This is a genomic window from Pseudomonas sp. Gutcm_11s (assembly GCF_028649395.1).
Classification (GTDB): domain Bacteria; phylum Pseudomonadota; class Gammaproteobacteria; order Pseudomonadales; family Pseudomonadaceae; genus Aquipseudomonas.
In genome coordinates this window covers 1-16,106 of record NZ_JAQSUW010000018.1, presented here as the reverse complement: position 1 = coordinate 16,106, position 16,106 = coordinate 1, and the positions used below count along the sequence as shown (strand labels likewise).

Here is a 16,106-nt window from a genome sequence, read left to right as displayed (position 1 = left end):
GCCGGCATGCGCATTGGAAAAGGCGAAGGGGGCCGCAGCGCCCTTCGTTTCATCGCTGGCGACCGTCAGTACACGTCGCGGCGATAACGCCCCTCTTCCACCAGCGCCTGCACTGCTTCGCTGCCGAGCAGCTCGTGCAGCACCGCGTCGACGCCGCCGGCCATGCCCTCCAGGCTGCCGCAGACGTACAGCGCGGCGCCGTCAGCCAGCCAGCGACGCAGCTCCTCGCCCTGCTGGCGCAGTAGGTCCTGTACGTAGACCTTCTCCGCCTGGTCGCGGGAGAAGGCCAGGTCCAGGCGCTGCAGCTCGCCGCTGGCCAGCGCGGCATCCAGCTCGGCGCCGCAGTAGTAGTCGTGCGCGCGGTTGCGCTCGCCGAACAGCAGCCAGTTACGCGTCAGCCCCGCCACGCGGCGCGCCCGCAGCAATGCGCGCAGGCCGGCCAGGCCGGTACCGTTGCCGATCAGGATCAGCGGGCACTCATCCTCCGGCAGGTGGAAACTGCCATTGCTGCGCAGGCGCGCCTGCAGCGCAGCGCCCACACGCAGGTACTCGGTCAGCCAGCCGGAGCCAAGGCCCAGCTCGCCGTCGCTGCGCCGCTCCTGGCGCACGATCAGCTCCAGCTCGCCATCGCTGGCCAGCGAGGCGATCGAGTACTCACGCGAACCCAGGGGCGCCAGTGCCTCGACCAGCGCCTGCGCATGCAGGCCGACCAGATGGGCGAAGCTGTCCGGCAGCAGGCGCTCGCACAGCGCTTCGGCGAGGGTCAGGTGGCGGCCGGCCAGCTCGACCGCTTGCGCGCCATCGAGGTGATGCCGGGCCAGCCAGGCCTCGACTCGTGCACGCGGGTGGCGCGGCAGGATTTCCAGGATGTCGCCGGCCAGCCAGTTCTGGCCTACAGGTGGCTGCAGGCCGATCAGGTAGGTCGGCGCGCCCTGGCTGCCCGGGTTGAGCTGCGTGCGCCGGCTCAGGGTCCAGCCTTCCCAGGGTGTCTCGCTGAAGGCCAGCGGTGCAGCGCCGGTCAGAGCGCCGAGCTGCTGCTGCCAGTGCTGCAGGGCCAGGCGGTCGTCGCCGTCGACCTCCACCGCATCGAACAGGCTGCGCGCGCCCTGGCGCCCGAGCCAATCGTCGAGACGCCGGGCGAAGCCGCAGAAGTGCGGGTACTGGCGATCGCCCAGGCCCAGCACCGCGTAGCTCAGCTGCTCCAGTGCCAGGCTGCCGCCGAGCAGCTTGCGCTCGAAGCCACGGGCACCGTCCGGAGCCTCGCCGTCGCCGAAGGTGCTGACCACGAACAGCGCTCGTTTGGCCTCACCGAGGTTTTCCTCGTTCAGGCGCGCCAGCGGTTCCACGCGCACCGGCAGGCCGGCTGCCTGCAGCTGCCCGGCGGTCTGCCAGGCCAGCTGCTCGGCGAAGCCGCTCTGGCTGGCGAAGCCGATCAGCCAGGGCTCGCCCTCGCCACTCGCACTGGCGCCCAGGCGCGCGGCCTGCACTGCCTTTTTCTTGCGCCGGCGGTCGAGGTAGAGCAGCCAGCCGGTGATGAAGAACAGCGGCATGGCGGCGCTGGCCAGCATCATCAGGGTACGCCCGGTCAGGCCGAAGTATTCGCCCACGTGCAGGGCGTAGACGCTAGCCAGCAGCTGCGCCTTGAAGCTCAGGTCATCGTAGAGCTGGTGCTGGCTGACCGCTCCGGTCTTGAGATCGATCTGCAGCTGGTTGAAGGCGCGCACGTGATCGGCGCCCTCAAGCATGTAGAACACCGTGCCGGGCTGGCCATCGACCGGCGGCAGGCGCAGGTTCCAGGCCACCATGTGCGGGCCGGCGGCCTGCTGCAGACCGTCCCACACCGCCTGATAATCGACCTGCGGCGGCGGGCCGGAAGGCTCGCCAGGGCCGCCGCCACGCTTCTGCTGCTCGGCCGGTGCATCGGACAGCAGCCGGTTGAGGCCCTCGCGATACCAGTCGTAGGACCAGAACAGCCCGGTCAGCGCCACGCACAGGTAGAACAGCAGCGCCCAGGTGCCGGCCACTGCGTGCAGGTCCCAGTTGAAGCTGCGGCCCTTCTTGGCCCAGTCGAAGGTCAGCCAGGCACGCCAGCTAGCAACCTGGCGCGGCCAGCGCAGGTAGATGCCGGACAGGCAGAAGAAGATCAGCGCCAGGGTGCTGGCCCCGGTCAGCTGGCCGCCGAACTCGCCCATCGCCAGCCAGCGGTGCAGCTGCAGGATGAACTGGAAGAAGTCCTGGCCGGTCGGCTCGCCGAGCAGCTCGCCGGTGTAGGGATCGAAGTAGCGCACCGGCCCGCGCCGCTCGCCCGGTGGCGGAGTGAGGAAGACCACCGCGGCATCGTCGGCGCGGCCATCCACCCAGAGCCGGGTGACCTTGTCGGCGCTGGCGGCCTCGATCTTCGCCACCAGTTCGGCCGGCGCCAGCATGCCCTCCTCGCGCACCTGCACGCGCAGGGTATCCGGGTTGAGTGCGCGCATGATCTCGCCCTCGAAGCTGTACAGCGCGCCGGTGATACCCATGATGGACAGCACCAGGCCGGCGGTGATGCCGAAGAACCAGTGCAGCTGGAAAACGACCTTCTTGAACACGACTCGCACCCTGAACGGCCGGGCGGATTCCCGGGGCGGGCCATTCTAGATGGGAAACATTCTCCGCTACCGCGTTTTTACCGAGTATTTACATCTGTTTCATTTGCCCACCGCAGAAACGAAAAACCCCGGCAAACCGGGGTCTTCGCATTACGCCAGTTACCAGGCGCTAAGAACCGTCCACGATCTCCTGGCTCGCGGCCATACGGCGTTAAAAACGCCCTCGGAATGCTCATTTACCACTCGTAAACTGCGCTTCCTCGGGCGTTTTTGCGGGGCCGCCTAGGCCTTGTCTGGCTCTAATCCAAAAGATCGTGAACAGGTTCTTACAGGTAGAACGCCTTCAGCGGCGGGAAGCCGTTGAATTCCACCGCGCTGTAGCTAGTGGTGTAGGCGCCGGTGGACAGCCAGTACAGGCGGTCCTCGGCGGCCAGGTTCAGCGGCAGGCCGTACTTGTAGTTCTCGTACATGATGTCGGCGCTGTCGCAGGTCGGGCCGGCGATGATGACTTCTTCCATCTCGCCCTTGCGCTCGGTCCAGATGGGGAACTTGATGGACTCGTCCATGGTTTCGATCAGGCCGCTGAACTTGCCCACGTCGGTGTAGATCCAGCGTTCCACGGCGGTACGCGACTTGCGCGCGATCAGGACCACTTCGCTGACCAGGATGCCGGCGTTGGCGATCAGCGAACGGCCCGGCTCAAGGATGATTTCCGGCAGGTCGTCACCGAAGTCTTCCTTGAGGAAGCGGGTGATTTCCTCGGCGTAGGTTTCCAGGTCATTGGTGCGCTGGATGTAGTTGGCCGGGAAGCCGCCACCCATGTTGATCATCTGCAGGGTGATGCCGTCTTCTTCCTTCAGACGCTCGAAGATCACCTTGACCTTGGCGATGGCGGCGTCCCAGACGTCGATGTCGCGCTGCTGCGAGCCGACGTGGAAGGAGATGCCGTATGGCACCAGGCCCAGCTGCTTGGCCAGGATCAGCAGGTCCAAGGCCATGTCCGGGTTGCAGCCGAACTTGCGGCTCAGCGGCCAGTCGGCCGAGGTCGAGCCTTCGGTGAGGATACGCACATAGATCTTCGAGCCCGGCGCGGCCTTGGCGATGTTGCGCAGGTCGGCTTCCGAGTCGGTGGCGAACAGGCGCACGCCCTTGTCGAAGAAGTAGCGAATGTCGCGGGCTTTCTTGATGGTGTTGCCGTAGCTGATGCGCTCCGGGCCGACGCCGGCGCTCATGACCTTGTCCAGCTCGTAGATCGACGCGATGTCGAAGTTGGAGCCCTTGTCACGCAGCAGCTCGGTGATCTCGATGGCCGGGTTGGCCTTCACCGCGTAGTAGATCTTGGCGAAGGGGAAGCAGTTGACCAGCTGATCGTAGGAATTGGAGATGGTCTGTTTGTCGATCACCACGAAGGGGGTTTCCTGCTGATCGGCAAACGCCTTCATGCGCTTGAAAGTTTCGGGTGCGAAATAGTCTTCGACCTTGATCGACATGCTCGGGACTCCAAATGGCAAAACACGTTATTGAAATGAGGGAGTGGCTCTAGGTTCGAGCCGCGAACGCCTGATCAGTTTCCCCACTTTGGTTCGCCTACTTCCCAAGGCATGTCGCCGATGACTCTCGCGGTGCGAAAGCCTCTCGTCGTCAGTACTTGAGCCGGATGGATCGTTTCCAGCATGAGCGTTCGGGCGCGAACTTTAGGACCAAGATTCCGTGTTAGCAATCAAAAGTTGCCGCAGTTTTGCACTCGTTTGTCGCTTGTCCGATTGATTGTTTTTTATCCCAAACAAAACGTCAGAAATGCTGCACAAAAAAGGCCCGCAGGCGAGCGCCGGCGGGCCTTGGCACAACGTGATGGGGTCAGATGCGCAGGGCCACGCCCAGGCGCAATTCGCGACCCGGCTCGTCGGAGCCGCGCACACCCTCGTAGTCGGTGATGTGCTCGAAGTCCTCGTTGCTGGCGTGATCCAGGTAGGTCTTGTCGAAGACGTTCTTCAGGGTCAGGGTCAGCGCCAGGCGGTCGTCCTGCATCGGCTGCCATTCGGCATACAGGTCGTGCACGCCGTAGCCCGGCTTGTCGATCTCGCCGACGCCGGTGTCGAGGTCTTCGATGGCCTGCACGAAGCGGCCCTGCCAGCCGAACGACAGGCTGTCGCTCATGCGGTAGTCGGCGAAGGTGGTCCAGGTGTCGCCGATGCTGGTACCCAGGCCGTTGTACTCGTAGACGTTGAGGCGCTCGCCATCGACGCGGGCGTCATTGTGGTGGTAGCTCAGGCCGACGCTCAGGCGCTGCCAGTGGTAGGCGCTCTGCAGCAGCACACCCTTGCTCTTCAGGTCGCCGACGTTGACGTACAGGTTGGGCCGGCCGAGCGGGTCGGCGATGGCGTCTTCGATGCGGGTGACGTAGCCCTTGGCCGACAGCTCCAGGCCGCCGAGGCGGTATTCGGCGCCGACTTCGCTGGTCTTGGCCTTCTCCGCCTTGAGGTCCGGATCGTTGCCGGAGGAGTCGAGCTTGAACGCGTCGCGCACCTGCGGGCCGCGCAGGGCCTCGGCGTAGCCGGCGAGCAGGGCCAGCTCCGGGGTCAGCTGGTAGCGCAGGCTGAGGTTGGGGCTGACGCCGTCGTCGTCGAAGCTCTGCTCGTCGCGGTCATCCAGCTCGTAGCGGTCGTAGCGCAGGCCGGCGCCAAGCAGCAGGCGCTCGGTGACCTGATAGGCGTCCTGCAGGTAGAGGCCGGTGACGTTGCCGGTCTCGCTGTCCAGCGAGCGATCGCCGGCCGGGCCGAGGGTGCCCTTGTCGTCGCGGTAGTCGACGCCGTAGGTCAGGCTGTGACTGCCGATATGGCTGGTGTTGCGCAGGTCGAAGCCGTCGCTGCGGGTGGTGCCGTAGTACAGGCCGAAGCGGCCGTCCTGCTCCAACTCGGTCTCGGTGTGGTAGGCGGTCAGCTCGGCGTCCAGAAGCGGGTTGTCCTTGGACTGGAAGGCGTAGTTGAGGGTCCAGGTCTCGCGCTCGGTGCTCAGCGGGTACAGCGGGTTGAAGCCGCTGACGATCCACTGCGGGCGCTGGGTGCGCTCGCCGTCGTCGTGGCGCTGCTCGTAGCTCAGGCGCAGGGTCTGCTCCTCGCTGAGCTTGCCGACCAGCTTGGCGTAGCCGAGCTTCTGCCGCGCGGCGGTGCCGAACACGTCGTCGTTGTCGCCGTTCTCGTAGTCGTTCTGGTCCTGGTAGCTGCCCACGGCCAGGGCCGACCAGTCCTCGTTGAAGCGACCGAACACGCTGGCGCTGGTCTTGTAGCCCTCGCCGTTGCTGAAGTAGCCGCTCTTGAGCAACGCGCCGGCCTGCTCGCCCTCGCGCAGCAGATCGTCCGGGTCCTTGGTCACGAAGCGGATCGAGCCGCCCAGGGCGCCGGGGCCGGCGGTGGCATCACCGGTGCCGGCCTGCACCTCGGCACGCTTGAGCAGCTCCGGCTCGATGCCGATGCGCCCGGTGTGGTGGAAGGTCTGTCCGGCCTGCTGGGCACCATCGATGCTGATGTTCAGCATGGTGTCTTCCATCCCGCGCAGGTAGAGCTTCTGCGCCACGCCGGCACCACCGCCGACGGTGACTTCGGGGTTGGACTCGAACACGTCCTGCAGGTCGGTGGCCTGGAGGTGCTCCAGTTGCTCGGCCTCGACCGTCTCGGCGCGGTCGGTCTGGCCGCTGATTTCGACGGCATCCAATGCCAGGGCCGGGTCTTCTGCCTCGGCGGCCTGGGCCAGACCGGCCGCCAGCATAGCGGCGGCGAGCAGGGAAAGACGGAAGGGGCGGTACTGCATGGGTGGTGGCCTCGACTTCAGATGTGAATATTTCTCAACTGAGAAATATTCGCCTCAAGCCGAGCGGGAGGAAATCACTTTTACAACTGTTACGCGCCTGGTAACTGCAGCTCCAGCTGCAGGCCGCCGCCCGCCAGGTTGCGCGCCAGGATGCGCCCGCCGGTGGCCTGCACCTGGCGCTCGGCCAGGGCCAGGCCGAGGCCGAAGCCGGCGCGCTCGCCGGACACGCGGAAAAACGGGCTGAATATCCGCTCCAGCCACTGCTCGGGCACGCCTGGGCCCTGGTCGGTGACGGTCAGGCGGAAGCCGCGCTCGCCATGCTCCAGCGCCACCCGCACCTCGCCGCCTGGCGGGGTGTGGTCCAGAGCGTTGCGCACCACGTTCTCGATGGCCTGGCCCAGCGCCCGCTGGCTGGTGCCGGCCAGCGGCGCCTCGCCCGGTAGCTCGGCGACCAGGCGGCGGTCGGGGAATTCGAAACGCGCATCGTCGAGGATGCTGTCGACCAACTCGGTGAGGTCGAGGGTCTCGTCGCGCAAATCGGGGCGCTCGTTCTCCAGCCAGCCCAGGGTCAGGGCGTCTTCCACCAGGCGGCGCATCTCGCCGCACTCACCACGAATACGCTCGAGCAGGCGGTCGTTGCCCGGGTCCTGCTCGGCCAGGCTGACCGCCATCTCGATGCGGGTAAGCGGCGTGCGCAGCTCGTGGGACATGTCGGCCAGGCGCTGGCGCTGGTCGATGATCAGCTGACCGGTGCGCTCGGCCATGGCGTCGAAGGTCTCCGCCAGGTTGGCCAGCTCGTCGTTACGCGAGCCGAGCAGCGAGCGCACGCGCACGCCGTAGCCGCCCTCGGCGAACTGCCGGGTCGCCTGCTCCAGGCGCCCGAGCGGCTGCATCAGGTGGCGATAAAGTAGCCAGCACACGCCCACCAGCATGGCCAGCGGTACGACGAACTGCAGCAGCAGCCAGACCTGGTGCCAGTACAGGCCGGGGCGCATGCGCTGCGGCAGGATGATCAGAAAGTGGGTTTTGCCGTCGGCGAACGGCAGATCCATGATCGGGTTCTCCGGGAAATACAGGTGGATCTTCCAGGACACATCACGGCCCAGGCTGAAGCCCTCGGTGAAACGCTCGTTGAGCACGCTGCCGGCCAGCGGATGCACCTCGGACTCGACCACCGCCGCCCAGGTCTGCTCCTGTTCCTGCAGGGTGGTCAGCCAGCGCGCCAGCGCATCGTGATCACCGGCGCGGTACAGCGCCTCGGCCTGGGCGCCGTAGTGGCGCAGGGTCTGCTGGTGCTCGGCGTCGATGAAGCTCATGCGCTCCTCGGTCTGCCAGGCCAGGCGGGCGATCAGCCAGAACAGCAGCACACTGCCGACGGCGATGACGATGCACAGCTTCCAGAACAGTTGCCGTTTCATGCGAAGGCGTACCCGCGGCCGTGCAGGGTCTGCAGGCGGTCGGCGCCCAGGCCAGCCTCGACCAGGCGCCGGCGGATGCGGCTGACGTGCATGTCCAGGCCGCGGTCGTAGCTGCTGTATTCGCGCTCCAGCACCACGCGATACAGGTACGGTTTGCTCAGCGCCTCGCCACGCTGGCTGACCAGTTGCCAGAGCAGGCGGAACTGGATCGGCGTCAGCGTCAGCTGGCATTCGCCAACCCGTGCCTGCTGGGCATGGCGATCCAGGTGCAGCTCATCGATCTGCAGGCTGCTCGGCTGCACGCCCCGGGCGGCCTCGACCGGGCGGGTACGGCGCAGCACCGCGTCGATGCGCAGCTGCAGCTCGGTAATGTTGAACGGCTTGGGCAGGTAGTCGTCAGCGCCGTGGCGCAGGCCACGAATGCGTTCCTCCTCGGCACCGCAGGCGGTGAGCATGATCACCGGCGTCTGCTGCTGTTCACGCAGGCGGCGCAGCACCACCAGGCCGCTGATGTCCGGCAGCAGCACGTCGAGCAGCACCAGGTCCGGCTGTTCTTCCAGCGCCATGGCCAGGCCGTCCTCGCCCAGGTGGCTGCAACGGGTGGCATAGCCCTGGCCGCGCAGCAGCTCGCCGAGCTGGGCGCACAGGGTGGTGTCGTCCTCGATGATGAGGATGCGGGCCAGGTTGGCCGACATAGGGAACTCCCCCGCCACCGGGAAACCGGCGGCATACATAATAATAATTCTCAAATAGATTACGACAGATGAGCCCGCAGCGAAATCGACGAATGCCGGCTCGCCTGCGCCGTTACGCCTCACCTGACCGAGCCGGCAGTTTCTGACCACTTGCCGTTTTCGGCGGAGAAAGCCGCTACAGAGCCCGTGCAGCAACCTGGCCGTTTCGCCAGGAAACGACCGCTCATCCATAAGCGCCGCCATCGACTTGCGTGGTGGCGAAATGACTCTAGGTTGGAAACATAACCACTCGAACAAGAACGTGGATTACAGGGTGTCTTTAAGCAGTGCGCCGGTCGTTCGCTAGGGCGGAAATCCCCTGCCGGGGGGAGTCAGTAAATGGACTTTTGGCAATCGACATTGCTGCGCGATTCGAAAAGATGCCCTGCGCAGCTCTCATTGCTGTTTGCCGCCTTCCTGGCGGCGAGCGGGGCTCAGGCGGATTGCGTTCTACCGCTCGGTAGCACCACCGTCACCTGCGCCACGGTAGCCAGCGGGCTCGCTCCGTTCTCCAGCACCAAGGACAACCTCACCGCCACGGTCAACAACGGCGCAGGGGCATCGGCCCTGCTCGGCTTGCTCGGCACGGCGATGACCATGACCGGCAACAACGTCACCCTGCACAACGCCGGGATCATCAACCCGAGCCTGCTCGGCCTGTCGGTGCTCAACAATGGCGTGGTGATCGGCAACACCAACGCCAGCACCGTCACCATCAACAACCTCAGCACCGGCACCATCAACGGCACCACCGGCGTCGCCGTTGACCTGCTCAACCTCTCCGGCTTCGCCATCCGCGTGCAGAACGGCGCCGGCGGCGTAACCAACATCAACAACGCCGGCATCATCGGTTCCAACGTGCTGGCCAACGTCACGGTGCTGCAGGCAGACACCCCGCAGGTCGCCATCTACGGTGGCGGCCAGGTCAACATGATCAACACCGGCACCATCAATGGCCGGGTCGGTTTCCAGGCATCGCTACCCGGCAACACCTTCATCAATGCCGGCACCATCAACGGCAGCGTGAACATGGGCGCAAACAGCGCCAACACCTTTACCGCCGTCACCGGCTCGACGGTGTCCAACGGCGCCAGCGCCAACCTCAACATCCTCAACATCGCCGGCCTCGGCCTGGGCTTCTCCGCTCCCGGCGTGATCGATGGCGGCGCTGGCGGCAACAACACGCTGATCCTGCAGAACGCCGTCAGCGGCACCGGCAGCGGTATCAGCGGCAGCGGCGTGATCGACGGCGCCAACTACATCAACTTCGGCAACCTGCGGGTCAACAGCGGCACCTGGACGCTCGGCGGCACACCGGTTTCCGGCAGCAGCCTGCTGAATGGCGGGTTGGTCATCTTCAACAACGCCGGCGCCTTCGGCAGCGGCCTGCTGACCGGCAACGGTGGCGCGATCCAGGCCGGCAGCGCCGGGCTGGTACTGACCAACGTGATCAGCCTGGACAGCGGCGGGCTGACCGCCCAGGGCAGCAACGACTTCGGCCTGAGCGGTGCGATCAGCGGCAGCGGCGCACTGGTGAAGAACGGCAGCAGCGTGCTGACCCTCTCCGGCGGCAACAACTACAGCGGCGGCACCATCCTTGGCGCCGGCGGCCTGTTGCTGGGCAACGACCTGGCGCTGGGCACAGGCACTCTGTCCGTCACCGGCGCCAGCAACCTGGCCGGCACCGCGGCGCGCACGCTGGCCAACAATGTGGTGCTGAGCAATGCCCTGAGCCTGCCGGGCAGCAACGACATGACGCTGAACGGCGTGGTCAGCGGCACCGGCTCGCTGACCAAGATCGGTGGCGGCACCCTGGCCCTGAACGGCGCCAATACCTTCCAGGGCGGCATCATCCTCAACACCGGCACCGTCAGCGCTGGTAATAGCGCCGCACTCGGCAGCGGCGTGCTGACCGTCAACGGCCCCGGCAGCCTGAGCAGCTCGCAAGCGCTCAACCTCGGCAACAACGTGCTGCTCAACGATGCCCTGACCGTCAACAGCGCCTACAACCTCGGGCTGACCGGGGCGATCACCGGCACCGGCCAGCTGGTCAAGAGCGGCAACAACACCCTGACCCTGTCCGGCCTCAACAGCTACTCCGGCGGCACCACGCTGAATGCCGGCACCCTCAACCTGGGCAGCAATGCCGCCCTCGGCCTCGGTGCGCTGACCGTCGCCGGCAACGCCACCCTGACCGGCACCGCCGCACGCGTGGTCAACAACACCATCGCGCTCAACGCGGCGCTCGGCCTGACCGGCGCCCAGGACCTGACCCTCAATGGCGCCATCAGCGGCAACGGCAGCCTGGTCAAGAATGGCGCCGCCAACCTGACCCTCAACAGCGCCAACAGCTATGCCGGCGGCACCACGCTGAACGCTGGTAGCCTGACCCTCGGCAACGCTGGCGCCCTGGGCAGCGGCGCGCTCAACGTGGCTGGCGCCAGCTCCCTGGACAGCAGCGCGGCGCTGGCCGTGAACAACGCGGTGGTGCTCGGCAATGCGCTGACCCTGGTCGGCAGCCATGACCTCGGCCTCAACGGCGTGGTCAGCGGCGGCGGCAGCCTGGTCAAGAACGGCAGTGGCGTGCTCTCGCTCAACGGCGCCAATATCTACAGCGGTGGTACCACCCTCAACGCCGGCACCCTCAACATCGGCAGCAACGGCGCGCTCGGCAGCGGCCCGCTCAACGTCGGCGGCGCCGCCACCCTGACCGGCAGCGGCGACTACAGCCTGAGCAACGCCGTGGCCCTAGGCGCTGCGCTGACTCTGGACAGCGGCGCACACGCGCAGACGCTGAGCGGCAACATCAGCGGCGCGGGCAGTCTGATCAAGAACGGCAGCGGCAGCCTGACCCTCTCCGGCAACAGCAACTACGCCGGCGGCACCACCCTGAATGCCGGCACCCTGATCCTCGGTGGCGACGCCGCGCTCGGCAGCGGCGCCCTCACCGTGGCCGGCAACTCGACCCTGAGCAGCACCGCCAACCGGGTGATCGCCAACGCCATCGCCCTCAATGCCACCCTGGGCCTGACCGGGGCCAACAACACCACGCTCAACGGCGTGCTGTCCGGCAGCGGCGCGCTGGTCAAGAACGGCAGTGGCGTGCTCACCCTCAGCAACGCCAACACCTACGCCGGCGGCACCACGCTGAACAACGGCGGCCTGGTGGTCGGCAGCGCCACGGCGCTCGGCAGCGGCCAACTCACCGTCGGTGGCGCCGCCACATTGGACAGCAGCAGCGCCCTCGCGCTGGGTAATGCCGTGCAGCTCAACGGCACCCTCAGCGTGCCCGGCAGCCATGACCTCGGCCTCACCGGGGCAATCGCCGGCAGTGGAGCGCTGGTGAAGAACGGCAGCAGTACCCTGACCCTCTCCGGCAACAACAGCTACGCCGGCGGCACCACGCTGAGCGGCGGGCGCCTGAGCCTGGGCAGCAACACCGCCCTCGGCCTCGGCACGCTCAACGTCGCCGGCACCGCCAGCCTCAACGCCAACAACACCGTCGCGCTGGCCAACAACCTCAGCCTCGGCGCAGGCCTGACCATCGATGGTACCCAGGCGCTGACCCTCAACGGCGTGCTCGATGGCAGCGGCAGCCTGATCAAGAGTGGCGCCGGCGCACTGACTCTGAACGCCGCCAACACCTACTCAGGCGGCACCAACCTGGCGGGCGGCAGCCTGACCCTGGGCAACAACGGCGCCCTCGGCAGCGGCGCACTCACTGTCAGCGGCGCCGCCACCCTCGACGGCAACCGCAACCTGAGCCTGGCCAATACCATCGGCCTCGGCGCCAACCTGACCCTCGCCGGCAGCCATGACCTGGGCCTGAGCGGCGCGCTCAGCGGCAGCGGCACACTGATCAAGAACGGCGCCGGCAACCTGCTGCTCAGCGGCAGCAACAGCCACGGCGGCACCCAGCTCAACGCCGGCACCCTGACCCTGGGCAACGCCAACGCCCTGGGCAGCGGCGCACTGGCCGTGGGCGGCAATGCCACCCTCAGCAGCAACGCCGACTACAGCCTGAACAACGCCGTGCAGCTGGGAGCAGGACTCAACGTAAACACAGCCGGCCATGCCCTCGCCTTCGGCGGCGTGCTCAGCGGTGCCGGCAGCCTGAGCCAGAGCGGCGGTGGCAGCCTGACCCTGAGCGGCAACAACACCTATGCCGGCGGCACCAACCTGGCCGGCGGTGACCTGATCCTCGGCAGCAACACCGCACTGGGCAGCGGCGCGCTGACGGTCAACGGCGTCTCGACCCTCAGCACCAGTAGCCCGCTGACCCTGGGCAACGCCGTCGCCCTGAACGCCGAGCTGAGCCTCAACGGCAACAACAACCTCGGCCTCAATGGCGCCCTCAGCGGCAGCGGCGCGCTGATCAAGAACGGCAGCGGCACGCTCACCCTCGGCGGCAGCAATGGCGGCTACGGCGGCACCCTCGCGGTCAACGCCGGCACCCTGCAGGGCGGTGCGCAGAACCTGGTCAACAACATCGTCAACAACGCCCTGGTCAACATCACCCAGGCCGCCAACGGCACCTATGGCGGTCTGATCTCCGGCAGCGGCAGCGTGATCAAGAGCGGCGCCGGCACCCTGACCCTGAGCGGCAGCAACAGCTTCACCGGCGGCCTCGATGTGCAGGCTGGCAGCGTCGCGCTGAATGGCGGTACGGCGGTGGCCGACAACCTGGCGATCAACCTGGCCGGCGGCAGCGGCCTGCTGATCAATGGCAACGAAACCATCGGCTCGCTGACCGGCACCGGTGGCGTGACCCTCGGCAACACCTTCACCCTCGGCCTGGGCGGCAACAACCAGAACAGCACCTTCGGCGGCGTCATCGGTGGCGCCGGCGGCCTGGACAAAGTCGGCAGCGGCAGCCTGACCCTCAGCGGCGCCAACACCTACAGCGGCGGCACCAACGTCAGCAACGGCACCCTCAACGTCACCGGCGCGCTGGGCAGCGGCGTCGCGGTCGGCAACGGCGCGACCCTGACCGGCACCGGCACCATCGCCGGCGCGGTGAACGTCGCCAACGGCGGCGCACTCGCCGCCAGCAGCGGGCAGACCCTGACCGTCGACAGCCTCAGCCTGAATGCCGGCTCGCAACTCAATGCCACCCTCGGCGCCCCCACCAGCCAGAGCCTGGTGCGGGTCAATGGCGCCCTGGTACTCGACGGCACCCTCAACGTCAACGCGGCCGGCGGCTTCGGCCTCGGCACCTACCGCCTGTTCGACTACGCCGCGGGCCAGCTCACCGACAACGGCATGGCGCTAGGCTCCCTGCCTGGCAGCAACCTGGCGACCATCCAGACCGCCATCGATGGCCAGGTCAACCTGGTGCTGCAGGACGGCAGCAGCACCCTGCAATTCTGGGACTCCGCCGCCGACACCCTCGGCGGCATCCTCGGTGGCAGCGGCACCTGGGGCGGCCTGAGCACCTGGACCAACCAGGCGGGCATCACCCAGGAAGTGTGGAACAACGGCTTCGCCGTGTTCACCGGCACCGCCGGCAACGTCAACGTCGTCGGCAACCAGGTCACCACCGGCCTGCAGTTCGTCAGTGACGGCTACACCCTCGGCGGCAGCGGCAGCCTGGCCGCGGCGGGCAGCAGCCTGGTGGTGCGGGTCGACCCCAACGCCACGGCCACCATCGCCACGCGCATCACCGGCAGCGGCGGCATCAACAAGCGCGACTTCGGCACCCTGATCCTCGGCGGCACCAACGACTACCTCGGCGACACCACCCTCAGCGAGGGCGTGCTGCAGGTCGCCAGCGACGCCAACCTGGGCGATGCCGGCGGCGACCTGCTGTTCAACGGCGGCACCCTGCGCGTGACCGGCAACACCTTCACCGGTACCAGCCGCGACATCACCTGGCAGGCCGGCGGTGGCGGCTTCGACATCGCCAGCGCGAGCAACGTCTTCACCCTCGGCCAGAGCCTCGGCGGCAGCGGCGGCCTGAGCAAGGACGGCGCCGGCACCCTGGTGCTCAACGGCGCCAGCAGCTATGGCGGCGGCACCACGCTGAATGCCGGCAGCCTGATCGTCGGCAACGCCTCGGCGCTGGGCAGTGGCGCCCTGACCGTGGCCGGCGCCGCCAACCTGGGCAGCAACACTGCGCTCAGCCTCGGCAATGGCGTGCAGCTGAACGACACGCTGACCATCGTCGGCGCCAGCAACCTCGGCCTCAACGGCATAGTCGCCGGCAACGGCTCGCTGGTGAAAAACGACGCCGGCACCCTCACCCTTTCCGCGGCCAACAGCTATGCCGGCGGCACCACCCTCAACGGCGGGCGCCTGACCCTCGGCAACAACACCGCCCTCGGCACCGGCGCGCTCGCGGTCACCGGCGCCTCCAGCCTCAACGCCAGCACCGGCATTGCCCTGGGCAATGCCATCGGCCTGGGCAACACCCTGACCATCGACGGCAGCCAGGCCCTGGCGCTGGGCGGCGTGGTCAGCGGCAACGGCGCGCTGATCAAGAATGGCGCCGGCAACCTGACCCTCAATGGCGTGAACACCTATGCCGGCGGCACCACCCTTGGCAGCGGCAACCTGATCGTCGGCAACGGCAGTGCCCTGGGCAGCGGCACGCTGAATGTCACCGGCGCCGCTGGCCTCGACGCTAGCCAGACGCTGAATCTGGGCAATGCCATCGCCCTCGGCAACACCCTTACTCTCGGCGGCAGCCAGGACCTGGGCCTGACGGGCGTACTCAGCGGCAGCGGCGCACTGATCAAGAATGGCGCCGGCAGCCTGACCCTCAACGGCAACAACAGTGGCTACAGCGGCAACACCAGCCTGAATGCCGGCAGCCTGCTGCTCGGCAACGCCAATGCGCTGGGCAGCGGTGCTCTGACGGTCGGCGGCCCGGCCAACCTCAGCACCAGCGGCGCGATGAACCTGGGCAACGATATCGCCCTCAATGGCGCCCTGACCCTCAATGGCAACAATGCTCTCGGCCTGAACGGCAACCTCAGCGGCAACGGCGCGCTGATCAAGAATGGCAACGGCGTACTCACCCTCGGCGGTAGCAACGGCGGCTATGGCGGCACCCTGTCGGTCAACGCTGGCACCCTGCAGGGCGGCGCGCAGAACCTGGTCACCGACATCGTCAACAACGCCCTGATCAACATCACGCAGACCGGCAACGGCACCTACGCCGGCAGCATCTCCGGCAGCGGCGGCGTGACCAAGACCGGTGCTGGCACCACCACCCTCAACGGCAGCAACAGCTTCACCGGGCCGCTCAGCGTGCAGGCCGGCAACCTCGAAGTCAGTGGCGGCAGCGCACTGGCGGATACCACCCAGGTCGACCTGGCCAGCGGCACCCAGCTGCTGGTCAGCGGCAACGAGACCATTGGTGCGCTGGCTGGCGCGGGGGGCGTGACCGTCAACAACGGCTTCACCCTCGGCCTGGGTGGCAACAACCAGAACAGCAGCTTCGGCGGCGTCATTGGTGGCGCCGGCGGCCTGGACAAGGTCGGCAGCGGCGCCCTGACCCTCAGCGGCGCCAGCACCTACGGCGGCGGCACCAGCGTCAGCAACGGCACGCTGAACGT

General features: G+C 67.4%; 6 protein-coding genes. 1 reads left to right on the top strand and 5 read right to left on the bottom strand.

The genetic code is table 11. The features are described from left to right. Positions 1-65 precede the first annotated feature (65 nt). From PTT45_RS21570 to PTT45_RS21550, 5 genes are all read right to left on the bottom strand, one after another. Complete coding sequence (locus PTT45_RS21570) at positions 66-2,588, bottom strand: sulfite reductase flavoprotein subunit alpha (RefSeq protein ID WP_273816051.1); 2,523 nt, start codon at positions 2,586-2,588, stop codon at positions 66-68. Between the two features lie 326 nt (positions 2,589-2,914). Next, positions 2,915-4,078, bottom strand: coding sequence for a type III PLP-dependent enzyme (locus PTT45_RS21565; RefSeq protein WP_273816050.1), 1,164 nt, complete (start codon positions 4,076-4,078; stop codon positions 2,915-2,917). Positions 4,079-4,445: 367 nt separating this feature from the next. Continuing rightward, positions 4,446-6,395 carry a TonB-dependent receptor domain-containing protein gene (locus PTT45_RS21560; RefSeq protein WP_273816049.1) on the bottom strand — a complete coding sequence of 650 codons (1,950 nt, stop codon included), beginning with the start codon at positions 6,393-6,395 and terminating at the stop codon, positions 4,446-4,448. 89 nt (positions 6,396-6,484) lie between these two features. Continuing rightward, the gene (locus tag PTT45_RS21555) at positions 6,485-7,813 is read right to left on the bottom strand and encodes a sensor histidine kinase (protein ID WP_273816048.1); all 1,329 of its coding nucleotides are present in this window, start codon (positions 7,811-7,813) and stop codon (positions 6,485-6,487) included. Next, entirely contained in the window at positions 7,810-8,508 is a 699-nt protein-coding gene (locus PTT45_RS21550; protein ID WP_273816047.1) for a response regulator, read from the bottom strand. The genes PTT45_RS21555 and PTT45_RS21550 overlap by 4 nt, the downstream gene beginning before the upstream one ends. A 378-nt stretch (positions 8,509-8,886) precedes the next feature. Between PTT45_RS21550 and PTT45_RS21545 the strand changes: the two genes are divergently transcribed. Further along, positions 8,887-16,106: beta strand repeat-containing protein (locus PTT45_RS21545; RefSeq protein WP_273816046.1), on the top strand; the 7,220-nt coding region annotated here is incomplete at its 3' end.